17 protein-coding genes are annotated in these 18451 nt (G+C 34.2%); 9 read left to right on the top strand and 8 right to left on the bottom strand.

Going from position 1 to position 18451, the window contains the following annotated elements:
• Positions 1–291 precede the first annotated feature (291 nt).
• From leuS to SCB73_RS05050, 5 genes are all read left to right on the top strand, one after another.
• A complete protein-coding gene (gene leuS / locus SCB73_RS05070) occupies positions 292–3156 on the top strand; it encodes a leucine--tRNA ligase (RefSeq protein WP_320569016.1) in 2865 nt (954 codons plus the stop codon).
• Between the two features lie 421 nt (positions 3157–3577).
• On the top strand, positions 3578–4420 hold the full coding sequence (locus tag SCB73_RS05065; protein WP_320569015.1) for an alpha/beta fold hydrolase: 843 nt from the start codon (positions 3578–3580) through the stop codon (positions 4418–4420).
• 5 nt (positions 4421–4425) lie between these two features.
• Positions 4426–4899: an RNA polymerase sigma factor gene (locus tag SCB73_RS05060; RefSeq protein WP_320569014.1), complete on the top strand. Its 474-nt coding sequence runs from the start codon at positions 4426–4428 to the stop codon at positions 4897–4899.
• Complete coding sequence (locus SCB73_RS05055) at positions 4886–5476, top strand: hypothetical protein (protein WP_320569013.1); 591 nt, start codon at positions 4886–4888, stop codon at positions 5474–5476. The genes SCB73_RS05060 and SCB73_RS05055 overlap by 14 nt, the downstream gene beginning before the upstream one ends.
• 156 nt (positions 5477–5632) lie before the next feature.
• Positions 5633–6319 (top strand): zinc metallopeptidase, encoded by a 687-nt coding sequence (locus SCB73_RS05050; protein ID WP_320570075.1) that lies wholly within the window; start codon positions 5633–5635, stop codon positions 6317–6319.
• A gap of 327 nt (positions 6320–6646) precedes the next feature.
• Here SCB73_RS05050 and SCB73_RS05045 read toward each other — a convergent pair whose 3' ends face one another.
• The 3 genes from SCB73_RS05045 to SCB73_RS05035 form a co-directional block, all read right to left on the bottom strand.
• Positions 6647–7117, bottom strand: coding sequence for an Lrp/AsnC family transcriptional regulator (locus tag SCB73_RS05045; RefSeq protein ID WP_026728380.1), 471 nt, complete (start codon positions 7115–7117; stop codon positions 6647–6649).
• 274 nt (positions 7118–7391) lie between these two features.
• Positions 7392–8141 carry a uroporphyrinogen-III synthase gene (locus SCB73_RS05040; RefSeq protein WP_320569012.1) on the bottom strand — a complete coding sequence of 250 codons (750 nt, stop codon included), beginning with the start codon at positions 8139–8141 and terminating at the stop codon, positions 7392–7394.
• A 14-nt stretch (positions 8142–8155) separates the two neighbouring features.
• The gene (locus tag SCB73_RS05035; RefSeq protein ID WP_320569011.1) at positions 8156–8845 is read right to left on the bottom strand and encodes a DUF4271 domain-containing protein; all 690 of its coding nucleotides are present in this window, start codon (positions 8843–8845) and stop codon (positions 8156–8158) included.
• 107 nt (positions 8846–8952) lie between these two features.
• Between SCB73_RS05035 and SCB73_RS05030 the strand changes: the two genes are divergently transcribed.
• From SCB73_RS05030 to SCB73_RS05020, 3 genes are read left to right on the top strand one after another with little or no spacing between them, the layout of a single operon-like run.
• Positions 8953–9678: a polyprenol monophosphomannose synthase gene (locus tag SCB73_RS05030; protein WP_320569010.1), complete on the top strand. Its 726-nt coding sequence runs from the start codon at positions 8953–8955 to the stop codon at positions 9676–9678.
• 9 nt (positions 9679–9687) lie between these two features.
• Positions 9688–11028, top strand: a complete 1341-nt coding sequence (locus SCB73_RS05025) for a dihydroorotase (protein WP_320569009.1) — start codon at positions 9688–9690, stop codon at positions 11026–11028.
• A gap of 9 nt (positions 11029–11037) precedes the next feature.
• Positions 11038–11508: a DUF4296 domain-containing protein gene (locus SCB73_RS05020; RefSeq protein WP_320569008.1), complete on the top strand. Its 471-nt coding sequence runs from the start codon at positions 11038–11040 to the stop codon at positions 11506–11508.
• Here the strand turns inward: SCB73_RS05020 and SCB73_RS05015 are convergent, their stop codons facing one another.
• Both SCB73_RS05015 and SCB73_RS05010 read right to left on the bottom strand, forming a co-directional pair.
• A complete protein-coding gene (locus tag SCB73_RS05015; RefSeq protein WP_320569007.1) occupies positions 11509–12510 on the bottom strand; it encodes an NAD-dependent epimerase/dehydratase family protein in 1002 nt (333 codons plus the stop codon). It abuts the gene before it with no gap.
• Positions 12511–12660: 150 nt separating this feature from the next.
• Positions 12661–13914: a porin family protein gene (locus SCB73_RS05010; protein WP_320569006.1), complete on the bottom strand. Its 1254-nt coding sequence runs from the start codon at positions 13912–13914 to the stop codon at positions 12661–12663.
• 192 nt (positions 13915–14106) lie between these two features.
• On the opposite strand from SCB73_RS05010, the gene tyrS reads away from it, so the two are divergent.
• Complete coding sequence (gene tyrS, locus SCB73_RS05005) at positions 14107–15408, top strand: tyrosine--tRNA ligase (protein WP_320569005.1); 1302 nt, start codon at positions 14107–14109, stop codon at positions 15406–15408.
• Positions 15409–15578: 170 nt separating this feature from the next.
• On the opposite strand, the gene SCB73_RS05000 is transcribed toward tyrS, so the two are convergent.
• The 3 genes from SCB73_RS05000 to SCB73_RS04990 form a co-directional block, all read right to left on the bottom strand.
• Positions 15579–16559, bottom strand: coding sequence for a LuxE/PaaK family acyltransferase (locus SCB73_RS05000; protein WP_320570074.1), 981 nt, complete (start codon positions 16557–16559; stop codon positions 15579–15581).
• Between the two features lie 182 nt (positions 16560–16741).
• A complete protein-coding gene (locus SCB73_RS04995) occupies positions 16742–17083 on the bottom strand; it encodes a T9SS type A sorting domain-containing protein (RefSeq protein WP_320569004.1) in 342 nt (113 codons plus the stop codon).
• Between the two features lie 106 nt (positions 17084–17189).
• On the bottom strand, positions 17190–18383 hold the full coding sequence (locus SCB73_RS04990) for a hypothetical protein (RefSeq protein ID WP_320569003.1): 1194 nt from the start codon (positions 18381–18383) through the stop codon (positions 17190–17192).
• Positions 18384–18451 lie beyond the last annotated feature (68 nt).

The following is an 18451-nucleotide window of genomic DNA, read 5'->3' as shown; positions in this document are numbered from 1 at the left end:
TATTATTCTTTCGCTTATTCTTTGTCTATACTAGACTGAAATCCAGCTCTATAATAGCATTTTGTTCGTTCAGTGCTTATATGGTTTGTAATATTTATTAAATAGTATTTTTCTAAGTATTTAAATTCAAAAATATGTATTTTTACGTAATTAAGATTAAGTAATTTGTTATTTTATTTGTTTGTCAATGAAATAGCTTTGGAACAAGCCACAATAAATGTAAATTTGCGCGATAATTAATTTAGTGAAAAGCTTAGAACCTTAGTAGCTTAGAATCTTAGTCACTTAGAAATGAAGTACAATCCAAACGAAATTGAAGCCAAATGGCAAAAATATTGGGCAGAAAATCAAACTTTTGCAGCAAAAAACAACTCTGAAAAGCCGAAACATTATGTTCTCGATATGTTTCCTTATCCATCTGGAGCAGGATTACACGTAGGACATCCGCTGGGGTATATTGCTTCAGATGTGTATTCTCGTTTCAAAAGACATCAAGGGTTCAATGTTTTGCATCCAATGGGATACGATAGTTTCGGATTGCCTGCAGAACAATATGCAATTCAAACAGGACAACGCCCAGAAGATACAACGCGCGTAAATATTGACGGTGGTGTTGACAAAGAAGGAAAACAAATTGCGGGTTACAGAAAACAATTAGATAAAATCGGATTCTCATTTGACTGGGCACGTGAAGTTCGTACTTCAAATCCGGATTATTACAAACATACGCAATGGATTTTTATCCAATTGTTCAATTCTTGGTATTGCAGAAAACAAGGAAAAGCTTTTGAAATCTCTGAGCTTGTAAAAGTATTTGAAGGAGAAGGAAATAAATTAGTCGAAGCAGTTTGCGATGACAACGTTGCAATTTTTACTGCGGATGAATGGAATTCTTATTCTGAAGATCAAAAAGAAAAAATCTTGTTGCAATACAGAATGACCTATTTGGCAGAAACCGAAGTAAACTGGTGTCCGGGCTTAGGAACTGTTTTGGCAAATGACGAAATTGTAAACGGAGTTTCGGAACGTGGAGGCTTTCCTGTTATAAGAAAAAAAATGACACAATGGAGTATGCGAATTTCTGCTTATGCCGAACGCTTGCTTCAAGGTCTAAATGATATCGACTGGAGTGAGTCAATCAAAGAATCTCAAAGAAACTGGATCGGGAAATCGGTTGGAGCTTTGGTAACTTTTAATGTGAAAAATCATGATGAAGTAATCGAGGTTTTCACTACTCGTCCTGATACTATTTTTGGAGTTACTTTTATGACTTTGGCACCAGAACATGATTTGGTAGCTAAAATTACAACTCCAGAACAAAAAGAAGCTGTTGAAGCGTATATCGAAAAAACAGCAAAACGTTCGGAGCGTGAGCGTATGGCCGATGTGAAAACTATTTCTGGTGCATTTACAGGAGCATATGCAGAACACCCATTTACAAAAGAGCCAATTCCGGTTTGGATTGGTGATTATGTTTTGGCTGGTTACGGAACAGGTGCTGTAATGGCGGTTCCTTGCGGAGACGAAAGAGATTACGCTTTTGCTAATTTCTTTAAAGGTCAAAAAGGAATGCAGGAAATCAAAAATATCTTCGCTAATGTTGATGTTTCTGAAGCGGCTTACGGATCTAAAGATAACGTTGAAATCGCTGCTTCTGATTTCTTAAACGGATTGAATTATAAAAATGCAACGCATGTTGCGATTAGCGAATTGCAAAAAATAGGCAAGGGAATTGGGAAAACGAATTACCGTTTGCGTGATGCTGTTTTCTCTCGTCAGCGTTATTGGGGAGAACCATTCCCAGTTTATTATGTAAACGGACTACCTAAAATGATTGATACGCAGCATTTGCCAATTATTTTGCCAGAAGTGGAAAAATATTTGCCAACAGAAGACGGTTTGCCTCCATTAGGAAACGCAGCTGTTTGGGCTTGGGATACTAATCAAAACAAAGTTGTTAATACAGATTTAGTTGACAATGTTTCCATTTTTCCTTTAGAATTAAATACAATGCCAGGTTGGGCAGGAAGTTCATGGTACTGGATGCGTTATATGGATGCACACAATGAAAATGAATTTGCAAGCAGAGAAGCTTTAGCGTATTGGGAAAGTGTAGATTTATATATTGGAGGAAGCGAACACGCAACCGGACACTTATTATATTCTCGTTTCTGGAATAAATTCTTAAAAGACAAAGGTTTTGCTCCAACTGAAGAACCATTCAAAAAACTGATCAATCAGGGAATGATTTTGGGTACGACAGCTTATGTTTACAGATTGGAAGGAACAAATACTTTTGTATCTAAAAATAAAATTGAAGGTCAAAATGTACAGCCAATTCGCGTTGATGTTCATTTTGTGAATTCTTCGGATGAATTAAATATCGAAAAGTTCAAAGCTTGGAGAGAAGATTTCAATACAGCAGAATTTATTTTAGATGAAAACGGAAAATACATTGTAGGACGTGAAGTCGAAAAAATGTCGAAATCATACTATAATGTAGTTACGCCAGACGATATTTGTGCTGAGTATGGAGCTGATACATTACGTTTATACGAAATGTTCTTAGGACCATTAGAACAAGCAAAACCTTGGAATACTGCTGGTATTTCAGGAGTTTTTGGTTTCTTGAAAAAATTATGGAGATTGTATTTTGATGATAATGGCTTAATCGTAAACAACGACGAACCAACAAAAGACAACTTGAAATCATTGCATAAAACAATTAAAAAAGTAGCAGAAGATATCGAGAATTTCTCTTTCAATACTTCGGTTTCTCAATTTATGATTTGTGTAAATGAATTGTCTTCTCAAAACTGTCATTCAAGAGCGATTTTAGAGCCGTTAGCCATTTTGGTTTCGCCTTATGCGCCGCATATTGCAGAAGAATTATGGTCACAATTAGGGCATACAACTTCAATTTCAGAAGTTGCTTTCCCAATTTTTGAAGAAAAACATCTAGTTGAAACAAATAAAGAATATCCAGTTTCTTTCAACGGAAAAATGCGTTTCACCATCGAATTGCCTTTGGATTTAACCAAAGAACAAATCGAAGAAATCGTAATGAAAGACGAAAGAACTCAAAAACACTTAGACGGAAGAACTCCAAACAAAGTGATTATTGTTCCTGGGAAAATAATTAACCTAGTGGGTTAATTGTTTTAAAATCCCAATATTTAAAATTCCAAATTCCAATTTTACGATTGGGGTTTGGGATTTTTTTTATGCTTATTTTTTTCGCCACGAATTGCACGAATTTCCACAAATTTTATTCTGAAATGCGTATGGTTTGTCAGTCTGAGCGAAGTCGAAGACCGCACAAGTAATTCTACAAAGATTGACGATTTTGATTGGGGAGCTTCTGGCTTGGTCTTCGACTTCGCTCAGACGCACAAAACTCTAAACATAATTATTTTTTTTCATTCGAAATACCCCGTAAACATTGGGATTTAGAATTTTTTTATTGAAATTTTAAATTAAGTTGTAACATTTTAATAGTTGCCGTATCAAAAGCATGGATCCGATTTAATTAACAATTTGTTGCTATTAGAATTTTAACAACTTAAAACTATTAAAAATGAAAAAGTATATCATCTTAATTATCGCATTCTTATTCTCAGCATTATGTCTAAATGTTTTTGCACAAACAAAATCATATCCATTTGAAGTTTTAAAAACTGGAAAAGGGAAACAATCTATACTATTTATTCCAGGCTTTGCTTCTTCTGGAGAAGTTTGGAATGATACCAAAACAGCTTTCGAAAAAGATTTTACTTGTTATACACTTACAATGCCAGGTTTTGCTGGAGTAAAACCACAGCCAAATCCTTCATTTGAAAATTGGAAAAACGAAATCGCAGCTTATATAAAAGATAATAAAATTGAAAAGCCAATTGTAATTGGCCATAGTATGGGTGGAGGATTGGCGCTTGCCATTGCAGCCGATTATCCAGAATTGGTTGGAAAAATTGTGGTTGTGGATGCGCTTCCGTGTTTGGCGGCGTTGATGGATCCTTCTTTTAAATCAAAAGAAAATGACTGCGTTGCAACGGTAAATCAAATGACATCGATGACAGACGCTCAATTTCTTGATATGCAGAAAAAAACAATGCCAAGACTTTTGGCTGATGCCTCAAAAATGGATATGGTCGTTGATTGGAGTGTAAAATCAGACAGAAAAACATTCGGGCAAATGTATTGTGATTTCTCGAATACCGATTTAAGAGCTAAAATCGCACAGATAAAATGTCCAGCTTTAATTTTATTAGAGTCTTATTTTATAAATTTAAAACCTGCTATTGAAGAGCAATATAAAAATTTAAAAACAGCTAATTTTCAATATGCAAACAAAGGTCTTCATTTTATTATGTATGATGACAAAGATTGGTATTTGGCACAATTAAACACTTTTATAAAATAATAAGAATGGAATTTGAACAAATCTATAAAACATATTGGGATCGAATATTCAGGCTTTGTATGGGTTTTGTCAATGATTATGACATTGCACAAGATCTCGCTCAGGAAACGTTTATAATTGTTTGGCAAAAGCTGGATACTTTTAGAAACGAATCGGCTATTGGGACTTGGATTTTTAGAATTGCTTCTAACAATTGTCTGAGGCAGATAGAAAAGCAAAAACGTTTTCCAAAATCAGAATTGCCGATTCATCTTTCTGAAGAGAAACAACAATCAATCGAACCGCAGATTCAATTTTTATATAAATGCATCGCCGAATTACCAGAAACCGATCGTATCATCATTTCGCTGGAATTAGAAGAAGTAAAGCAAGCTGAAATTGCCAAAATCGTTGGTCTTTCAGAAGCAAATGTAAGAGTGAAAATTCACAGGATTAAAGAAAAGTTGACTCAAAAATTTAAAGAAAATGGAAAACAATAATATAGATTTCAAAGATTTATGGAAAAAACAAGCCGTAAGTCAGCCCAATATGGAGGATTTGCTTGAGCGTGTAAGCCAATTTAAAAAAGCATCGGTGCGCAGTTTGTGGAAAACAAATATTATGCTTTTGGCTACTAGTGCTTTCATCATTTTTATATGGATTTATTATCAGCCACAATTTATTTCAACTAAAATAGGAATCATTTTGGTTGTTCTTGGAATGGTGATTTATCTTTTTGCATCCAATAAATTATTTGGGAATTATAAAGATATTGATGCAACACAAGACAATCATGAATATCTTCAAAAGCTTGTTTCAATTCAAAAGAAACAGCAATTTTTGCAGACCAATATGATGAGTTTGTACTTTTTGATGTTAACTGCAGGGATTTGTTTGTACATGTATGAATACGCTAGCAGAATGAGTGTTCTGGGTGCGAGTTTGACTTACGGAATCACTTTGCTGTGGATTTTGTTCAATTGGTTTTATATTCGTCCAAAACAAATTAAAAAACAACAATCAAAAATAAATAGCTTGATTGAAAAGTTTGAGGAAGTAAATAGTCAATTGTCTTAAATTCTAATGTTTAAATTCCAAATTCCAATAATAGTTGGAATTTGGAATTTGGAATTTCGGACTTTAAAATGTAGTGCCAAAATGTCATTTTGTTAAAATGGTTCATAATTTGTGATTGATTTTGTAACTTTAAAAATCAATCAAAAAAATACAAATATGGGAGGTGGATATTTATTACTTGCCGGAGCGATAATGCTTTTTAGCTGGATGGTAAGTTCAAAACTTAAAAGTAAATTCGAATTATATTCAAGATTGCAATTGCAAAACGGAATGAGCGGTAAAGAAATTGCCGAAAAAATGCTTGCTGATAACGGAATTACAGATGTTCGTGTTATTTCGACACCAGGTCAATTAACCGATCATTATAATCCGTCAGACAAAACAGTGAATTTAAGCGAAGCAGTTTACAATCATCGAAATGCAGCAGCAGCGGCAGTCGCGGCACACGAATGCGGACATGCAGTGCAACATTCTGTTGGGTATGAATGGCTAACAATGCGTTCAAAATTAGTTCCAATTGTAAACGTTGCATCAAGTTTTATGCAATGGATTTTGCTTGCGGGAATCTTGATGATCAAAGCTTTTCCACAGTTATTATTAGTCGGAATTATTCTTTTTGCGGCAACAACTTTATTTTCGATTATTACATTGCCAGTTGAATATGATGCGAGCAACAGAGCATTGGCTTGGCTTGAAAACAAACACATGTTGACACAGCAAGAGCAAGCTGGAGCAAAAGATGCCTTAAAATGGGCCGCGAGAACTTATGTGGTTGCCGCGATTGGCTCGATTGCGACGCTGTTGTATTATATCTCAATTTATTCGGGAAACAGGAGGAACTAATTTAATTTGATAATTGAGATAATTAGTCAATTAGATAATTTATAGCAAGCCCGACAGGTTTTTAAATCTGTCGGGTTTTGTTTTTGCATATCGATACAAATTAAACTGGACTGAAGTCCAGCTCTACAATATGGATCGAGCCAAGGCTCTTTTACGTTCCGAAGGAACAAATCATATTGTAGGGCCGGACTTTAGTCCGGTTTAGAATAGGGATGAAATCAAGAATTTTTAACCGTTCCGAAGGAACAAGATTATATTGTAGGGCTGGACTTCATTCCAGTTTATTATAATAAATTTTCTAATTATCAAATTGACACATTTTCTAATTTACAATTGAATCTGTCTATCAATTTGCTGATCCAGAGAAATAAAAGTCTCCGTTCTTGAAACACCTTCAATAGCCTGAATTTTATTATTTAAAAGAGACATTAAATGTTCGTTGTCACGGCAAATGATTTTAATCAATACCGACCAGTTTCCAGTTGTATAATGACACTCTAAAACTTCTGGAATCTTTCTTAATTCTTTTACGGCTTCTGAGTTTCGGGAAGCTTTGTCGAGATAAACGCCAATAAAAGCCATTGTGTTATATCCTAAAACTTTCGGATTTACAGTAAATTTTGATCCCGAAATAACGCCAGACTGCTCCAGTTTTTTTAAACGCTGATGAATTGCAGCGCCAGAAATGCCAATTTTGTTAGCGATTTGTAATATGGGTTTTCGGGCATCATCCATTAAATAACGAAGAATCTCCTTATCGATACCGTCAATTTCAATTAAAAGGGAATTAATTTTCATAACTTAAAATTTGAAACTATTTTAGTGATTTGGGTTTAGAATAGAAATCAAATGTAGTTAAAATGCTTCAGAAATAGAAATTCCAATTTTTAAATCCCAAATTCCAATAAAAAAATAAAACATAAATGTATTGTCCTTAAAGCTATCAGAAACAAAATTTAAAAAGATAGCCCATGGTTTCAACCACGGGAATCAAAAGTTTACAAAAAGAAAAATTCCAAACTCCAAGTGATTAAGTTGGAATTTGGAATTTCAATATTGTATATTCTTAGTTTTATTTTCCTTTGTTTGCTTCGGCGATGTATTTTTCTAAAGCCATTGTCATAGAAGGCGTTTCAGGAGTTGGAGCAAGAATATCGATTCTTAAACCATGATCTAAAGCTTCTTTTTGAGTTGTGCTTCCAAATACTGCGATTCTAGTATTGTTTTGTTTAAAATCAGGGAAGTTTTTAAACAAAGATTTAATTCCTGTTGGGCTAAAAAATGCTAAAACATCATAGTAAACATCGGCTAAATCAGACAAGTCGCTCATTACAGTTCTGTAAAAAATAGCTTGTGCCCAATCTACTTTTAGATTGTTTAATGTGATAGGTGCATCTGCATTTAATTGGTCAGATGCAGGAAGCAAAAACTTCTCGTCTTTGTACTTTTTGATTAGCGGAGACAAGTCTGCAAAATCTTTTGCTCCAACGTAAATTTTACGTTTTCTGTACACAACATACTTTTGCAAATAAAATGCTACAGCTTCAGATTGACAAAAATACTTCAATCCTTCAGGAACTTTGTAACGCATTTCATCAGCCACTCTAAAAAAATGATCTACAGCATTTCTACTTGTTAAAATGATCGCAGTGTAATGATTAAGATCGATTTTTTGTAATCGAATCTCTTTTGCGCTAACCCCTTCCACATGAATAAATGGTCTGAAATCAATTTTTATTTTGTGTTTTTGTTGGAGCTCAAAGTAAGGAGAATTCTCCACTTTAGGTTCAGGCTGTGACACCAAAATTGTTTTCACTTTCATATTATAAACATTTTCTAAGCACTCCCTTTTGTTAACCAATAATAAAGAAAATAATAAGGGGCTATTTCAAGAGCGCAAAGATATAAAATAAAATAAAATAACTTACTGATTATTGCATTTTGATACGTTTTAATTGAAATAAAATAGGAGTACAGGCTTATACACAGTGAAATACCTATGATTGCCAACGGAACAATTGTTGGAATATTGTCATAATAAAATAAAACGGCGTTAATAGGAAGCAATAATACGCCAATATAAGTTCGATAAGTGACTTTTTGTAGGTTAAAAAGATCCACAAATTCTTCAATATTGAAAGAAGTTGCAACGATTTTCTCGATTAAATATTTTGCCAAAATGAAATAAAGAAGAAATGTTGCAATTTGAATAAATAAAATCCAGTCGGTTTTTAATACAATTTCTGCCGCTTTTGAATGCTGTGAAAATATATGCATTGTCAACTGAATAAAAAAGGCAAACGAGATGACTTGCACAAAAAATAATCCAACCGTAAAACTGCTTTTCATATGGCTGTTGTCGCGGTAGATTTTGGCATATTTATCAGAAAAAATTAGCTTGCTAAATTCTGAAAATCGAGTCTCATAAGCTGATTTTGTAATGGCAACAACAGCAAAGGTCAGGACAAATAAAGCAGTTGCCCAGTCTTTGTTTTCAATAATTCGAGGATGCAGGTGTTCAATCATAATGTCACAAAATTAGCAATTTTTTATTTCAATAGTTTTATTATGTATTTATTATGAAGCAAATGCTATAAAAAGTTTACTTTTGCGGTGAAATTACCGAGAAAAAAATGAGTGATAGTATTGTCATAATTCCTACTTACAACGAAATTGAGAACATAGAAAGTATAGTAAGAGCTGTTCTTTCGCAACATAAGCCTTTTCATCTTTTAATTATTGATGATAATTCTCCTGATCATACCGCCAATAAAGTCATTGCTTTACAGGAAGAATTTCCTGATCGATTGTTTTTGGAAAAAAGAGCAAAAAAATCAGGTTTAGGAACGGCCTATGTACACGGTTTTAAATGGGCGCTTGAACGCAAATATGATTTCATTTTTGAAATGGATGCCGATTTTTCACATAACCCGAATGATCTCGAAAAATTGTATGACGCCTGTCATTTTGGAGGCGCAGATCTTGCTATTGGATCACGTTACGTAAAAGGCGTAAATGTGGTGAACTGGCCGTTGAGCCGCGTTTTGATGTCTTATTTTGCTTCGGTTTATGTTAAGTTTATTACCGGAATGAAAATTCACGACGCTACTGCAGGTTTTGTTTGTTATAAAAGAGAGGTTTTAGAGAAGATAAACCTGAACAAAATCAAATTTGTTGGATATGCGTTTCAAATTGAGATGAAATATCGAACTTATTGTGGTAAATTTGAGATATCGGAAGTGCCGATTATTTTTACGGACCGAACAAAAGGAGTCTCAAAAATGAGCAATGCCATTATTAAAGAAGCTATTCTTGGGGTAATTTCTCTTCGATTAAAAAAATTATTCAACACATTATAAAAAAAGGCGATGAACAGGATTTTAATTAAAAATGCTAAAATTGTAAACGAGGGATCTATTTTTGAAGGTGATGTGCTAATCGAAAATGATTTGATTGTTGAGGTTTCAGACAGCATCAGCCTAAAAACTTCTGACTGCAAAGTAATCGATGCCGAAGGGAATTATTTGATTCCGGGCGCGATTGATGATCAAGTGCACTTTAGAGAGCCAGGACTAACGCATAAAGGCGATATCGAATCTGAATCGAGAGCGGCTGTTGCAGGAGGCATTACCTCTTTTATTGAACAGCCCAATACGGTTCCGAATGCGGTTACGCAAGAAATATTAGAAGAAAAATACCAAATTGCATCTCAAAAATCATTTGCGAATTATTCGTTTATGATGGGAGCGACTAATGATAATTTGGAGGAAGTTTTAAAAACAAATCCAAAGAATGTTGCAGGAATTAAGATTTTCCTCGGTTCGTCAACTGGAAATATGTTGGTCGATAGAGAAGAGACTTTAGAGAAAATCTTTTCAAGCACGCCAATGTTGATTGCGGTTCACTGTGAAGATGAAACTACAATTCAAAATAATCTTGCGGCTTTTAAAGAACAATATGGAGAGGATATTCCGGTAACGGCGCATCACTTGATCAGAAGTGCTGAGGCTTGTTATATTTCATCTTCAAAAGCAGTTGCTTTAGCGAAGAAAACGGGAGCGAGACTTCATATTTTCCATCTTTCGACTGCAAAAGAAATGGAATTGTTTACCAATAAAATTCCGTTAGAAGAGAAAAAAATCACTGCTGAAGTTTGTGTGCATCATCTTTGGTTTACCGATGAAGATTATAAAACAAAAGGGAATTATATAAAATGGAATCCAGCGGTTAAAACTGCTGAAGACCGCGCAGAACTTTGGAAAGCTTTGAATGACGGCCGAATCGATGTTATTGCAACAGATCACGCGCCACATACGAAAGAAGAAAAACAACAAAAATATTTAAAAGCGCCTTCTGGAGGTCCGCTTGTGCAACATGCTGTTGTGGCAATGTTTGAAGCGCATCATCAAGGGAAAATCAGCGTGGAGAAAATTGTAGAGAAAATGTGCCACAATCCGGCTAAAATTTTCAAAATTGAAAAAAGAGGGTTTATCAAAGAAGGTTATTATGCCGATTTGGTAATCGTAAATCCGAGTTTGCCTTGGAGTGTAAACTCAGATAATATTTTGTATAAATGTGGTTGGTCTCCTTTTGAAAATATGGCTTTCAAATCGAGAATTACGCACACTTTTGTAAACGGAGAAATGGTGTACAACAATTTTAAGGTAAAAGATGTACGCGCCGGAAAAAGATTATTGTTTGACAGATAAAAAACTGAAATGAAGAATTTTGTATTTATAATATTGGTTTTGTTTCTTTCTGTAAGCTGTAAAAAGGAGATTGTAAAAGAGCCAAAAGGACTTATCGAAAGAGGGAAAATGATTGATATTATGTATGATTTATCTCTTTTGGAGGCAATGAAATATCAAAATCCGTTGTCTTTAGATTCTGTTGAATCAGATCCTAAGAAGTTTATTTTCAAAAAATACAAAGTTGATAGTCTGCAATTTGCCCAAAGCAATATTTATTATGCTTCCGATTATGAAACCTATAAGGATCTGTATGATGAGTTAGGGAAACGATTGCAAGTAAAGGAAAGAGCTACTGATTCGATTCTTCAAATTGAAGAGAAAAAAGCAGCGAAAGCTGCTAAAAAGAAAGCAACTGAAAAACCAAAAGATTCGATAAAAAGTCCAGAGCACCCAGAAAACGTTAATCCGAGGGGAAGAGAAAGACTTTTAGATCAGTAATTAAAGTTTTGAAATATTTACAATGTACTCGTGTACATCCTGAAAAACCGTTCCTAGTGCGGTTTTTATTTTTTCATTAGAATACAAATCTTTCGTATACGAAGATTTTGCTGTGGCTCTTGTCAGGCGTCTTTTTTGGAAAAACAGAGTAGCAAAAACAGAATCGGTCATCCAAAGTACATTCATTAAAAATGGTTTTGCGTGAATGTATGGTTTTTTGACTTTCAAAACTGTCGCAATGGTATCGAGAATATCTTTAAAAACGACATTTTCTGCTATCAAGGTAAAACGCTCGTTTTTAATGTCGCTTTTCATTAGTTGAAAAGCAGTTTTTACAACATCATCAACAGCAATAAAACCAGTACTTCCGAGTGTATAAAATGGCAGTCCGTTAGCGACTTTTGAATATAATTCGGCACTTCCTTGTTGTGGTTCTTTTGTTTTCGGAATTGGTCCAAGAATTACACCTGGATTTACAATTACAATATCAAGACCTTCCTGAACAGCGCGCCAAACTTCCATTTCGGCGCCGTATTTTGAAATGGCATAATCGCTGTGAGGTTTTTCGGGATTCCAATCGGTTTCTTCTGTGATATAGTTTTCATGAGAAGCTAAATCTCCCAAAGCGGCGATAGAGCTGACAAAACAGAATTTTTTGATTTCTCGTGCTATCGAAAAATTAACCATATTGGCAGTTCCTTCAATATTGGTTTTTCGAAGCGCATCTTCATCTTTTGGGTCAAATGAAATTAATGCTGCGCAGTGATAAACATAATCGATATTATCAAAAGCGATTTCGAGGGAAGGAACATCTAAAATATCGGCTTCAAGCCATTCTATTTTCTCAAATAAATAGCCTTTTTTATAAAGTTCAAAAACCGATTTTGTTTTTTGGATGCTGCTTTTATTTCGGTAAATAGCCCGGACATTTTCTCCATTTTCAATTAAATGAAGCAATAAATGCGAGCCTACTAAACCTGTTCCTCCAGTTACTAATACCATGTTGTAAATATAAGTTTTTGGTTGGAAGGTGCAAAGTTATTTATTCTGCAAGCGAAATCACTTATAAGAAATTTATAAAAAAAAGCAACTGAAATGATTTGTATTAAAACATTTCAATTGCTTTTGGGTTTTGCATAGCTAGTTCTGATACTAGAAAATAGTGTAGCCTACTATCAAGTCAATTGAAGTGTAATTGGTTGAATAGGCCATATAATCACGCATCAGTTGTTTTTTTGTATTAAATCTAAGTTCTCCCGAAAATTTCTTTTTAAAATTATAACCAAATCCCAATGCAAAGTTAGCGCCTGTATCACTCTTGAATTCGGTTATGCTATTACTGGATACATCTGTATAAGTAATTGTTGCTTTTGAACCTAAATCAACGACATATGCCGCGGTAATGAAAAGTTTTGAGATTTGATTTAGAAACATATAATGTCTAATGCCCAGGGGTAATTGTACTGTATTGTAGATTGCTTTTGCCTTGTATTCTTTTTCTGGAATCGATACAAAGCCTGATGGGACCATATATGACTTTTCATTTTCATATTTTTGATAAATCGGATTTGTGAAAATGCTCCATTTGTTTTTGTTGTATGGCAAAATATATTCAACTTCGACACCAATTTTGAAGATTGCTTTGCTGTCAAACTCGGTATTAAAATTTATGTTGTTTACATTTTCGACAGATAAAGATGCAAAGCTTACACCAGGAGTTACCTTTAATTGTAAAGCTCCTTTTGTTGTTTCTTTTTCAGTTTTTTCAGCAGTAGTAGGATTTGTTGCATAGTTGTACTTGTTGAAATACTTAACAAGATCTGTTTTTTTATATGTTAGTTTTGCAATATCGTTATCAGTTATGTTGTCTGAATTTACATTTTTAAATAGTTGTGTTTTGTATTCACTGCTTTCGAGAATTTTTTCAGCTCCCTCATTATTGTCTGCCTGAATGTATTTTACATTAATAAGCTGTTCGGTCGGAATTGTTTTAGTTTCGTAGAAATATCTTGTGATATTTTCATCGCTGTAGCTGTATAGAATGGCATCGCCTTTGGCCAATATTTTAAGGAAAATTACTTCTTCACTCCAAAGAGGGTCTTTGTGAGATAACATTTTTTTGATGTCATTGCTAGAACGATCAATTTTTATTTTAAATCGTTTGTAAGTGCTTTCATTTGTAATGCCAAATTCTTGGACATTAGCGATGGTCTCAGTTTTGAAATCTTTTTCATTAAGATCGGTTTTGTATTTAAAATCCGTTGGGTTGTTTTTCCAGTCTAGATTTTTGATAAAACATTCTGTTCGCTTTCCTTCATTGGAAATAAAATACCCTTTTTCAAATGTAATTTGAGCATTAATAAATGAGCTACAAAGTAAAAGAGTAAATAGTAATAATTTTTTCATTGTTGTAATTTTAATGCCGGCGAAACTAGATAAAAAAGAGTCTTGATTTTTACGGGTTTCCTCATTTTTGGATTTTTTTTGAATTAAAAGTTTTAAAGGTTCAGGTATTGTTCGCTTTTATTGTTTTCTATTTAGTATTGCTTTTTGATATTGCCATTGGCATTGATTATATTTGCGCAAAATATTTTAAAAATGAAGAATCTAGTTGAAGAATTAAAGTGGCGCGGTTTGTACCATGATAGCATGCCAGGAACGGAAGAACAATTGCTAAAAGAGGTGACATCGGCTTATATTGGTTTTGATCCAACGGCAGATTCACTGCATATTGGCAGTATGGTTCAGATTATTTTATTGGTTCATTTAAAGAATTTTGGTCATCAGCCGATTGCTCTTGTGGGCGGCGCGACCGGAATGATTGGTGATCCTTCTGGGAAATCTGACGAAAGAAATTTGTTGAACGAAGAAACTTTGGCTAAAAATGTGGCCGGAATTAAAAGTGTTCTGTCTCGCTTCTTAGACTTTAATTCAAATGAACCAAATGCTCCACTTATGGTGAATAACTATGATTGGATGAAGGAATTCTCGTTTATTGATTTTGCACGTGAAGTTGGAAAACGAATCACTGTAAATTATATGATGGCGAAGGATTCTGTTAAAAAAAGAATTAACGGAGAAGGTGAGGGAATGTCTTTCACTGAATTTACCTATCAATTAATTCAAGGGTACGATTTTTATCATTTATATAAAAACAACAACTGCCTTTTGCAAATGGGAGGTTCTGACCAATGGGGAAATATTACCACAGGTACAGAATTAGTACGCAGAATGGGAGGCGAAAATGCGAAAGCTTTTGCATTAACAACTCCATTAATCACAAAAGCTGACGGATCTAAATTTGGGAAATCTGAAGGAGGAAACGTTTGGTTGGATGCTGATAAAACTTCTGTTTATAAATTTTACCAATTTTGGGTAAATGCTACAGATGCAGATGCAGAAAAATATATCAAAATCTTTACTTTCTTAGATAGAGAAACTATTGACGCTTTAATTGCTGAGCACCAAGCAGCTCCACATTTAAGAGTTTTACAGAAGAAATTGGCTGAAGAAATTACCATTTTTGTTCATAGCAAAGAAGAATTAGAAAAAGCAATTCAAGCTTCAAATATCTTGTTTGGAAACTCTACTGCTGATGATTTGAAAAAATTGGATGAAAAAACTTTCTTAGAAGTTTTTGACGGAGTGCCGCAAGCGGAAATTGCTAAAGCAGATTTAGAAAATGGATTAGACATTATTTCTGTTTTAAATGAAAAAACAGGTTTCTTTAAATCAAATGGTGAAGCAAGAAGAGCTTTGACTGCAAATTCGATTTCTGTAAACAGAGAAAAAATCAAAGAAGATTTTGTTTTAACAACAAATGATTTGATCAATAATCAGTTTGTTTTATTGCAAAGCGGCAAGAAAAATTATTTTGTGATTAGAATTGTTACTGTTTAATCGGTTAATTGTTTAATCGATTTTTGCAAAGTTAAATTTAGATATATGAAATCCCAATACCTCGAAGAGTTATTGGGATTTTTTTTGAAATTTCTAATGTTAAAAATATATTTTTTTTTTATTTGATCATTTTGACGATTAAACGATTAACCAAATCAACGATTAAACCTTTAAAGAACCATCAAGTTGCAACCACGAATATCAGAATTATCAAAACGCCCCAATACCTCGAAAGAGTTGTTGGGATATTTTTTGCCTAAATCCTGCGTTGCAATAAAGGAACATGAATTGATGTTGGCCAAATCGATAACGTTGATTCCGCCAGTTTTTCCATCGTTTATATAAGTCAAGGCATCTTCTGGATCGCGAATCAAGATATTCATCCAAGACGGACATTCAAAAATGCCATCTCCTAAAGAATAAGCTTGTGCCAAAAGTTCTGTCATTCCATATTCTGAATGAATTGAAGAAACTCCAAAACCTTTGCAAAGAATTTCATGAAGTTCTTCGCGAATCATTTCTTTGCGTTTTCCTTTCATGCCGCCGGTTTCCATAATAATGGTATTTTGAAGCTGAAACTGATGTTTTTCGATTAAATCTAATAACGCATAAGTTACTCCAATCAAAATTATATTTTGTCCAGCTTGATCTAATTCGATTAGCTTGTGGGTAAGTTCTCCGTAGTTGTGTAAATAAAACCCACTTTCAGGCTGATTCGAGCGTTTTATTAAATCTTCTACCATATAAATTAACGAAGAGCCGTCGCGCTCTAAATAAGACGGCAAAAGTGCTAAAACAACGTAATCTTCAATATTGCCATAAAACTGCGCAAATCCCTGGCGATAACTTTCTTCGTAAAGCGAAACATCGGTAACTAAATGGCGGCTTGTAACCATTCCGGTGGTGCCACTGCTGGTAAATGTTACTTGAGGAAAATCGGTATTAGAAACGACTTCGTGGCTTTTGAAAAACTGAATTGGTAGAAACGGAATTTGTTTCAAGGTTTTGACTTGCTGCGGATTTACATTTAAAAAGTCACAGAAATCTCGATATACCTTATTGTTCTCATGCTGAAAACGAAACACTTTAAGTGCTATTTTCTCAAATTGTTTCTGACTCGAAATGGTGAATATATCGTTGGCTGTAATCAAAACTTTTTTTTGCAAAGATATTTATTTTTTAGTGTTCAGTGTTCAGTTTTTTAATGTTCAGTTTTCGGTCTCGTTTTAAAGCTTGCGACAAAGTTCGTAAACTGCGACTGAATACTAAAAAACTGAACATTGAATACACTGTAAACTAAAAAAAGCTCCGTCAAGGAGCTTTTTTCTATATTTTACCGAATAATGAGCTTTCGGGTTGCTGAGGCATTTTCTTCACTTATTTTGATGATATAAACGCCTGGAACTAAATCAGAAACGCTTAATTCTCGTGAAGTTAAATGCGTTTGTAATACTTTTTTGCCCAGAAGATCAAAGATGATGATTTCTTTTTCCAAATCGTTTTTGGTCGAAATATATACTTTTCCGCTGGTAACTGGGTTAGGGTACAAGCTTAGACCCTCAATAGAAGCAGTAGATTCCTGAGGTTTTGGTAATTGCTTACTGTCTTGTGCCGAAACACTTACAGTAAAGAAAAAAGCCAATAAGAATGTAATATAAAAGTAGTTTTTTGCCATCGCATTTATTTGATACGTAAATATACAAAAAAAATTACAAAAATTACGCCAAAAAAAAACATCCTAAATATTTAGGATGTTTTTAACAATTTATGTTCGAAGTAAATTATTTGATCAAGCTTGCACCGTCAACAGTTGCCCAAGCTCCAGCAGTTAATGAAGCTCCAGTAGCTGTAGAACTTGGCGTGAAAGTTCCAGTTGGGAAAGCAACTGTAAAAGTTGAAGCACCAGCGATTGGGATGATGTTTGTTGTGTTAGAAATTTTGATGTTTAAAATTTTAATTTTAGATGTTTTTACTTGATGATCGTTTGTAGCAGCATCTAAAATACTAACTACTGCACCCTGATAAGTAGTTGTGCTATTTGGAACTGTGAAGTTTCCGTAACCATCAACAACGATGTTGCTGTACTCTCCATTACCTTCTCTTTTGAATTGGAACGCATCAACTTGGTTGTCTGCACCTTCAGGAACGTTACCAGCTTCTCTTTTTAAAGTAATGTTAGAAACTTTTGGTCCGAAAGCATTGTCATTAGCAGAAGCTTCGATTTCCATTCCGTAGTTACCTTTTCCAGTTTGGTAAGCATACCAGTTAGTATTAGCTTGACCTTGCCATCCATCTTGCCAGTCAAAAGAGTCATCAGTATTTCCGTAAGAAATAGCATTCGTCATACTAACAGTTCCTCCGAAGAATTCGAATCCGTCATCAGCACCTTTGTAAGCTACTAAGTGATCTAAAGTTGTTCCAGAGCCTACAGAGTAGAATGTGAAAGCGTTGTTTTCTTTGTTACCGTCTGCTAATTTAGAACCAGCGTACTCAACTCTAACATAGTTTAATGAACCACCATTGTGAGTTGCGTTAGATCCTCCGTAAGAAATATTGTTTCCGTCTTCAGAAGTTGAAGAAGTTCCTCCTCCAGCAACTTTTGCAGGTGCATCACCATACATGATGATACCTCCCCAAGAACCTGGAACTTTAGATTTTTCTGTAAACACAACTGGTTTATCAGCAGTTCCATTGATGATAAGTTTTCCTCCGTTCAAAACAACTAAAGCGTTGTCTCCGGTAGCTTTGTCTATAGTGATTGTAGATCCTGCGTCAAAAGTTACAGTTACACCTGAATTGATTTTTACAATTCCTTTTAAAGTGTAGTTTCCGTAAGCATAAGTTTTGTTTGCAGTGATAGGACCTGTAATTTCGCCTGTAGCAGGAGGTGTAACAGGAGTTGAGTCATCGCTGCTTGAGCAAGAATTAAAAAATAAACCTGCAGCAAGTGCTAAAGCAAGAATTTTAGTTTTCATAGTTTTTGTGTTGTATTATTCGTTTTTATTTTTGTCAAAATTAGGATGTTAATCTCTTTGAGGTGTTA

The sequence above is a fragment of the Flavobacterium sp. KACC 22761 genome (assembly GCF_034058155.1).
Taxonomy (GTDB): domain Bacteria; phylum Bacteroidota; class Bacteroidia; order Flavobacteriales; family Flavobacteriaceae; genus Flavobacterium.
This window is presented reverse-complemented; position numbering and strand designations above follow the sequence as displayed.

Bases quoted from the DNA above. Each gene is read 5' to 3' on its own strand.
- tyrS (WP_320569005.1), top strand. From the start codon at position 14,107: ATGAAGAATCTAGTTGAAGAATTAAAGTGGCGCGGTTTGTACCATGAT.
- SCB73_RS05045 (WP_026728380.1), bottom strand. From the start codon at position 7,117: ATGAAAATTAATTCCCTTTTAATTGAAATTGACGGTATCGATAAGGAG.
- SCB73_RS05015 (WP_320569007.1), bottom strand. From the start codon at position 12,510: ATGGTATTAGTAACTGGAGGAACAGGTTTAGTAGGCTCGCATTTATTG.
- SCB73_RS05055 (WP_320569013.1), top strand. From the start codon at position 4,886: ATGGAAAACAATAATATAGATTTCAAAGATTTATGGAAAAAACAAGCC.
- SCB73_RS05010 (WP_320569006.1), bottom strand. From the start codon at position 13,914: ATGAAAAAATTATTACTATTTACTCTTTTACTTTGTAGCTCATTTATT.
- SCB73_RS05020 (WP_320569008.1), top strand. From the start codon at position 11,038: ATGAAGAATTTTGTATTTATAATATTGGTTTTGTTTCTTTCTGTAAGC.
- SCB73_RS05050 (WP_320570075.1), top strand. From the start codon at position 5,633: ATGGGAGGTGGATATTTATTACTTGCCGGAGCGATAATGCTTTTTAGC.
- SCB73_RS05040 (WP_320569012.1), bottom strand. From the start codon at position 8,141: ATGAAAGTGAAAACAATTTTGGTGTCACAGCCTGAACCTAAAGTGGAG.
- SCB73_RS05065 (WP_320569015.1), top strand. From the start codon at position 3,578: ATGAAAAAGTATATCATCTTAATTATCGCATTCTTATTCTCAGCATTA.
- SCB73_RS05035 (WP_320569011.1), bottom strand. From the start codon at position 8,845: ATGATTGAACACCTGCATCCTCGAATTATTGAAAACAAAGACTGGGCA.
- SCB73_RS04995 (WP_320569004.1), bottom strand. From the start codon at position 17,083: ATGGCAAAAAACTACTTTTATATTACATTCTTATTGGCTTTTTTCTTT.
- SCB73_RS05025 (WP_320569009.1), top strand. From the start codon at position 9,688: ATGAACAGGATTTTAATTAAAAATGCTAAAATTGTAAACGAGGGATCT.
- SCB73_RS05060 (WP_320569014.1), top strand. From the start codon at position 4,426: ATGGAATTTGAACAAATCTATAAAACATATTGGGATCGAATATTCAGG.
- SCB73_RS04990 (WP_320569003.1), bottom strand. From the start codon at position 18,383: ATGAAAACTAAAATTCTTGCTTTAGCACTTGCTGCAGGTTTATTTTTT.
- leuS (WP_320569016.1), top strand. From the start codon at position 292: ATGAAGTACAATCCAAACGAAATTGAAGCCAAATGGCAAAAATATTGG.
- SCB73_RS05030 (WP_320569010.1), top strand. From the start codon at position 8,953: ATGAGTGATAGTATTGTCATAATTCCTACTTACAACGAAATTGAGAAC.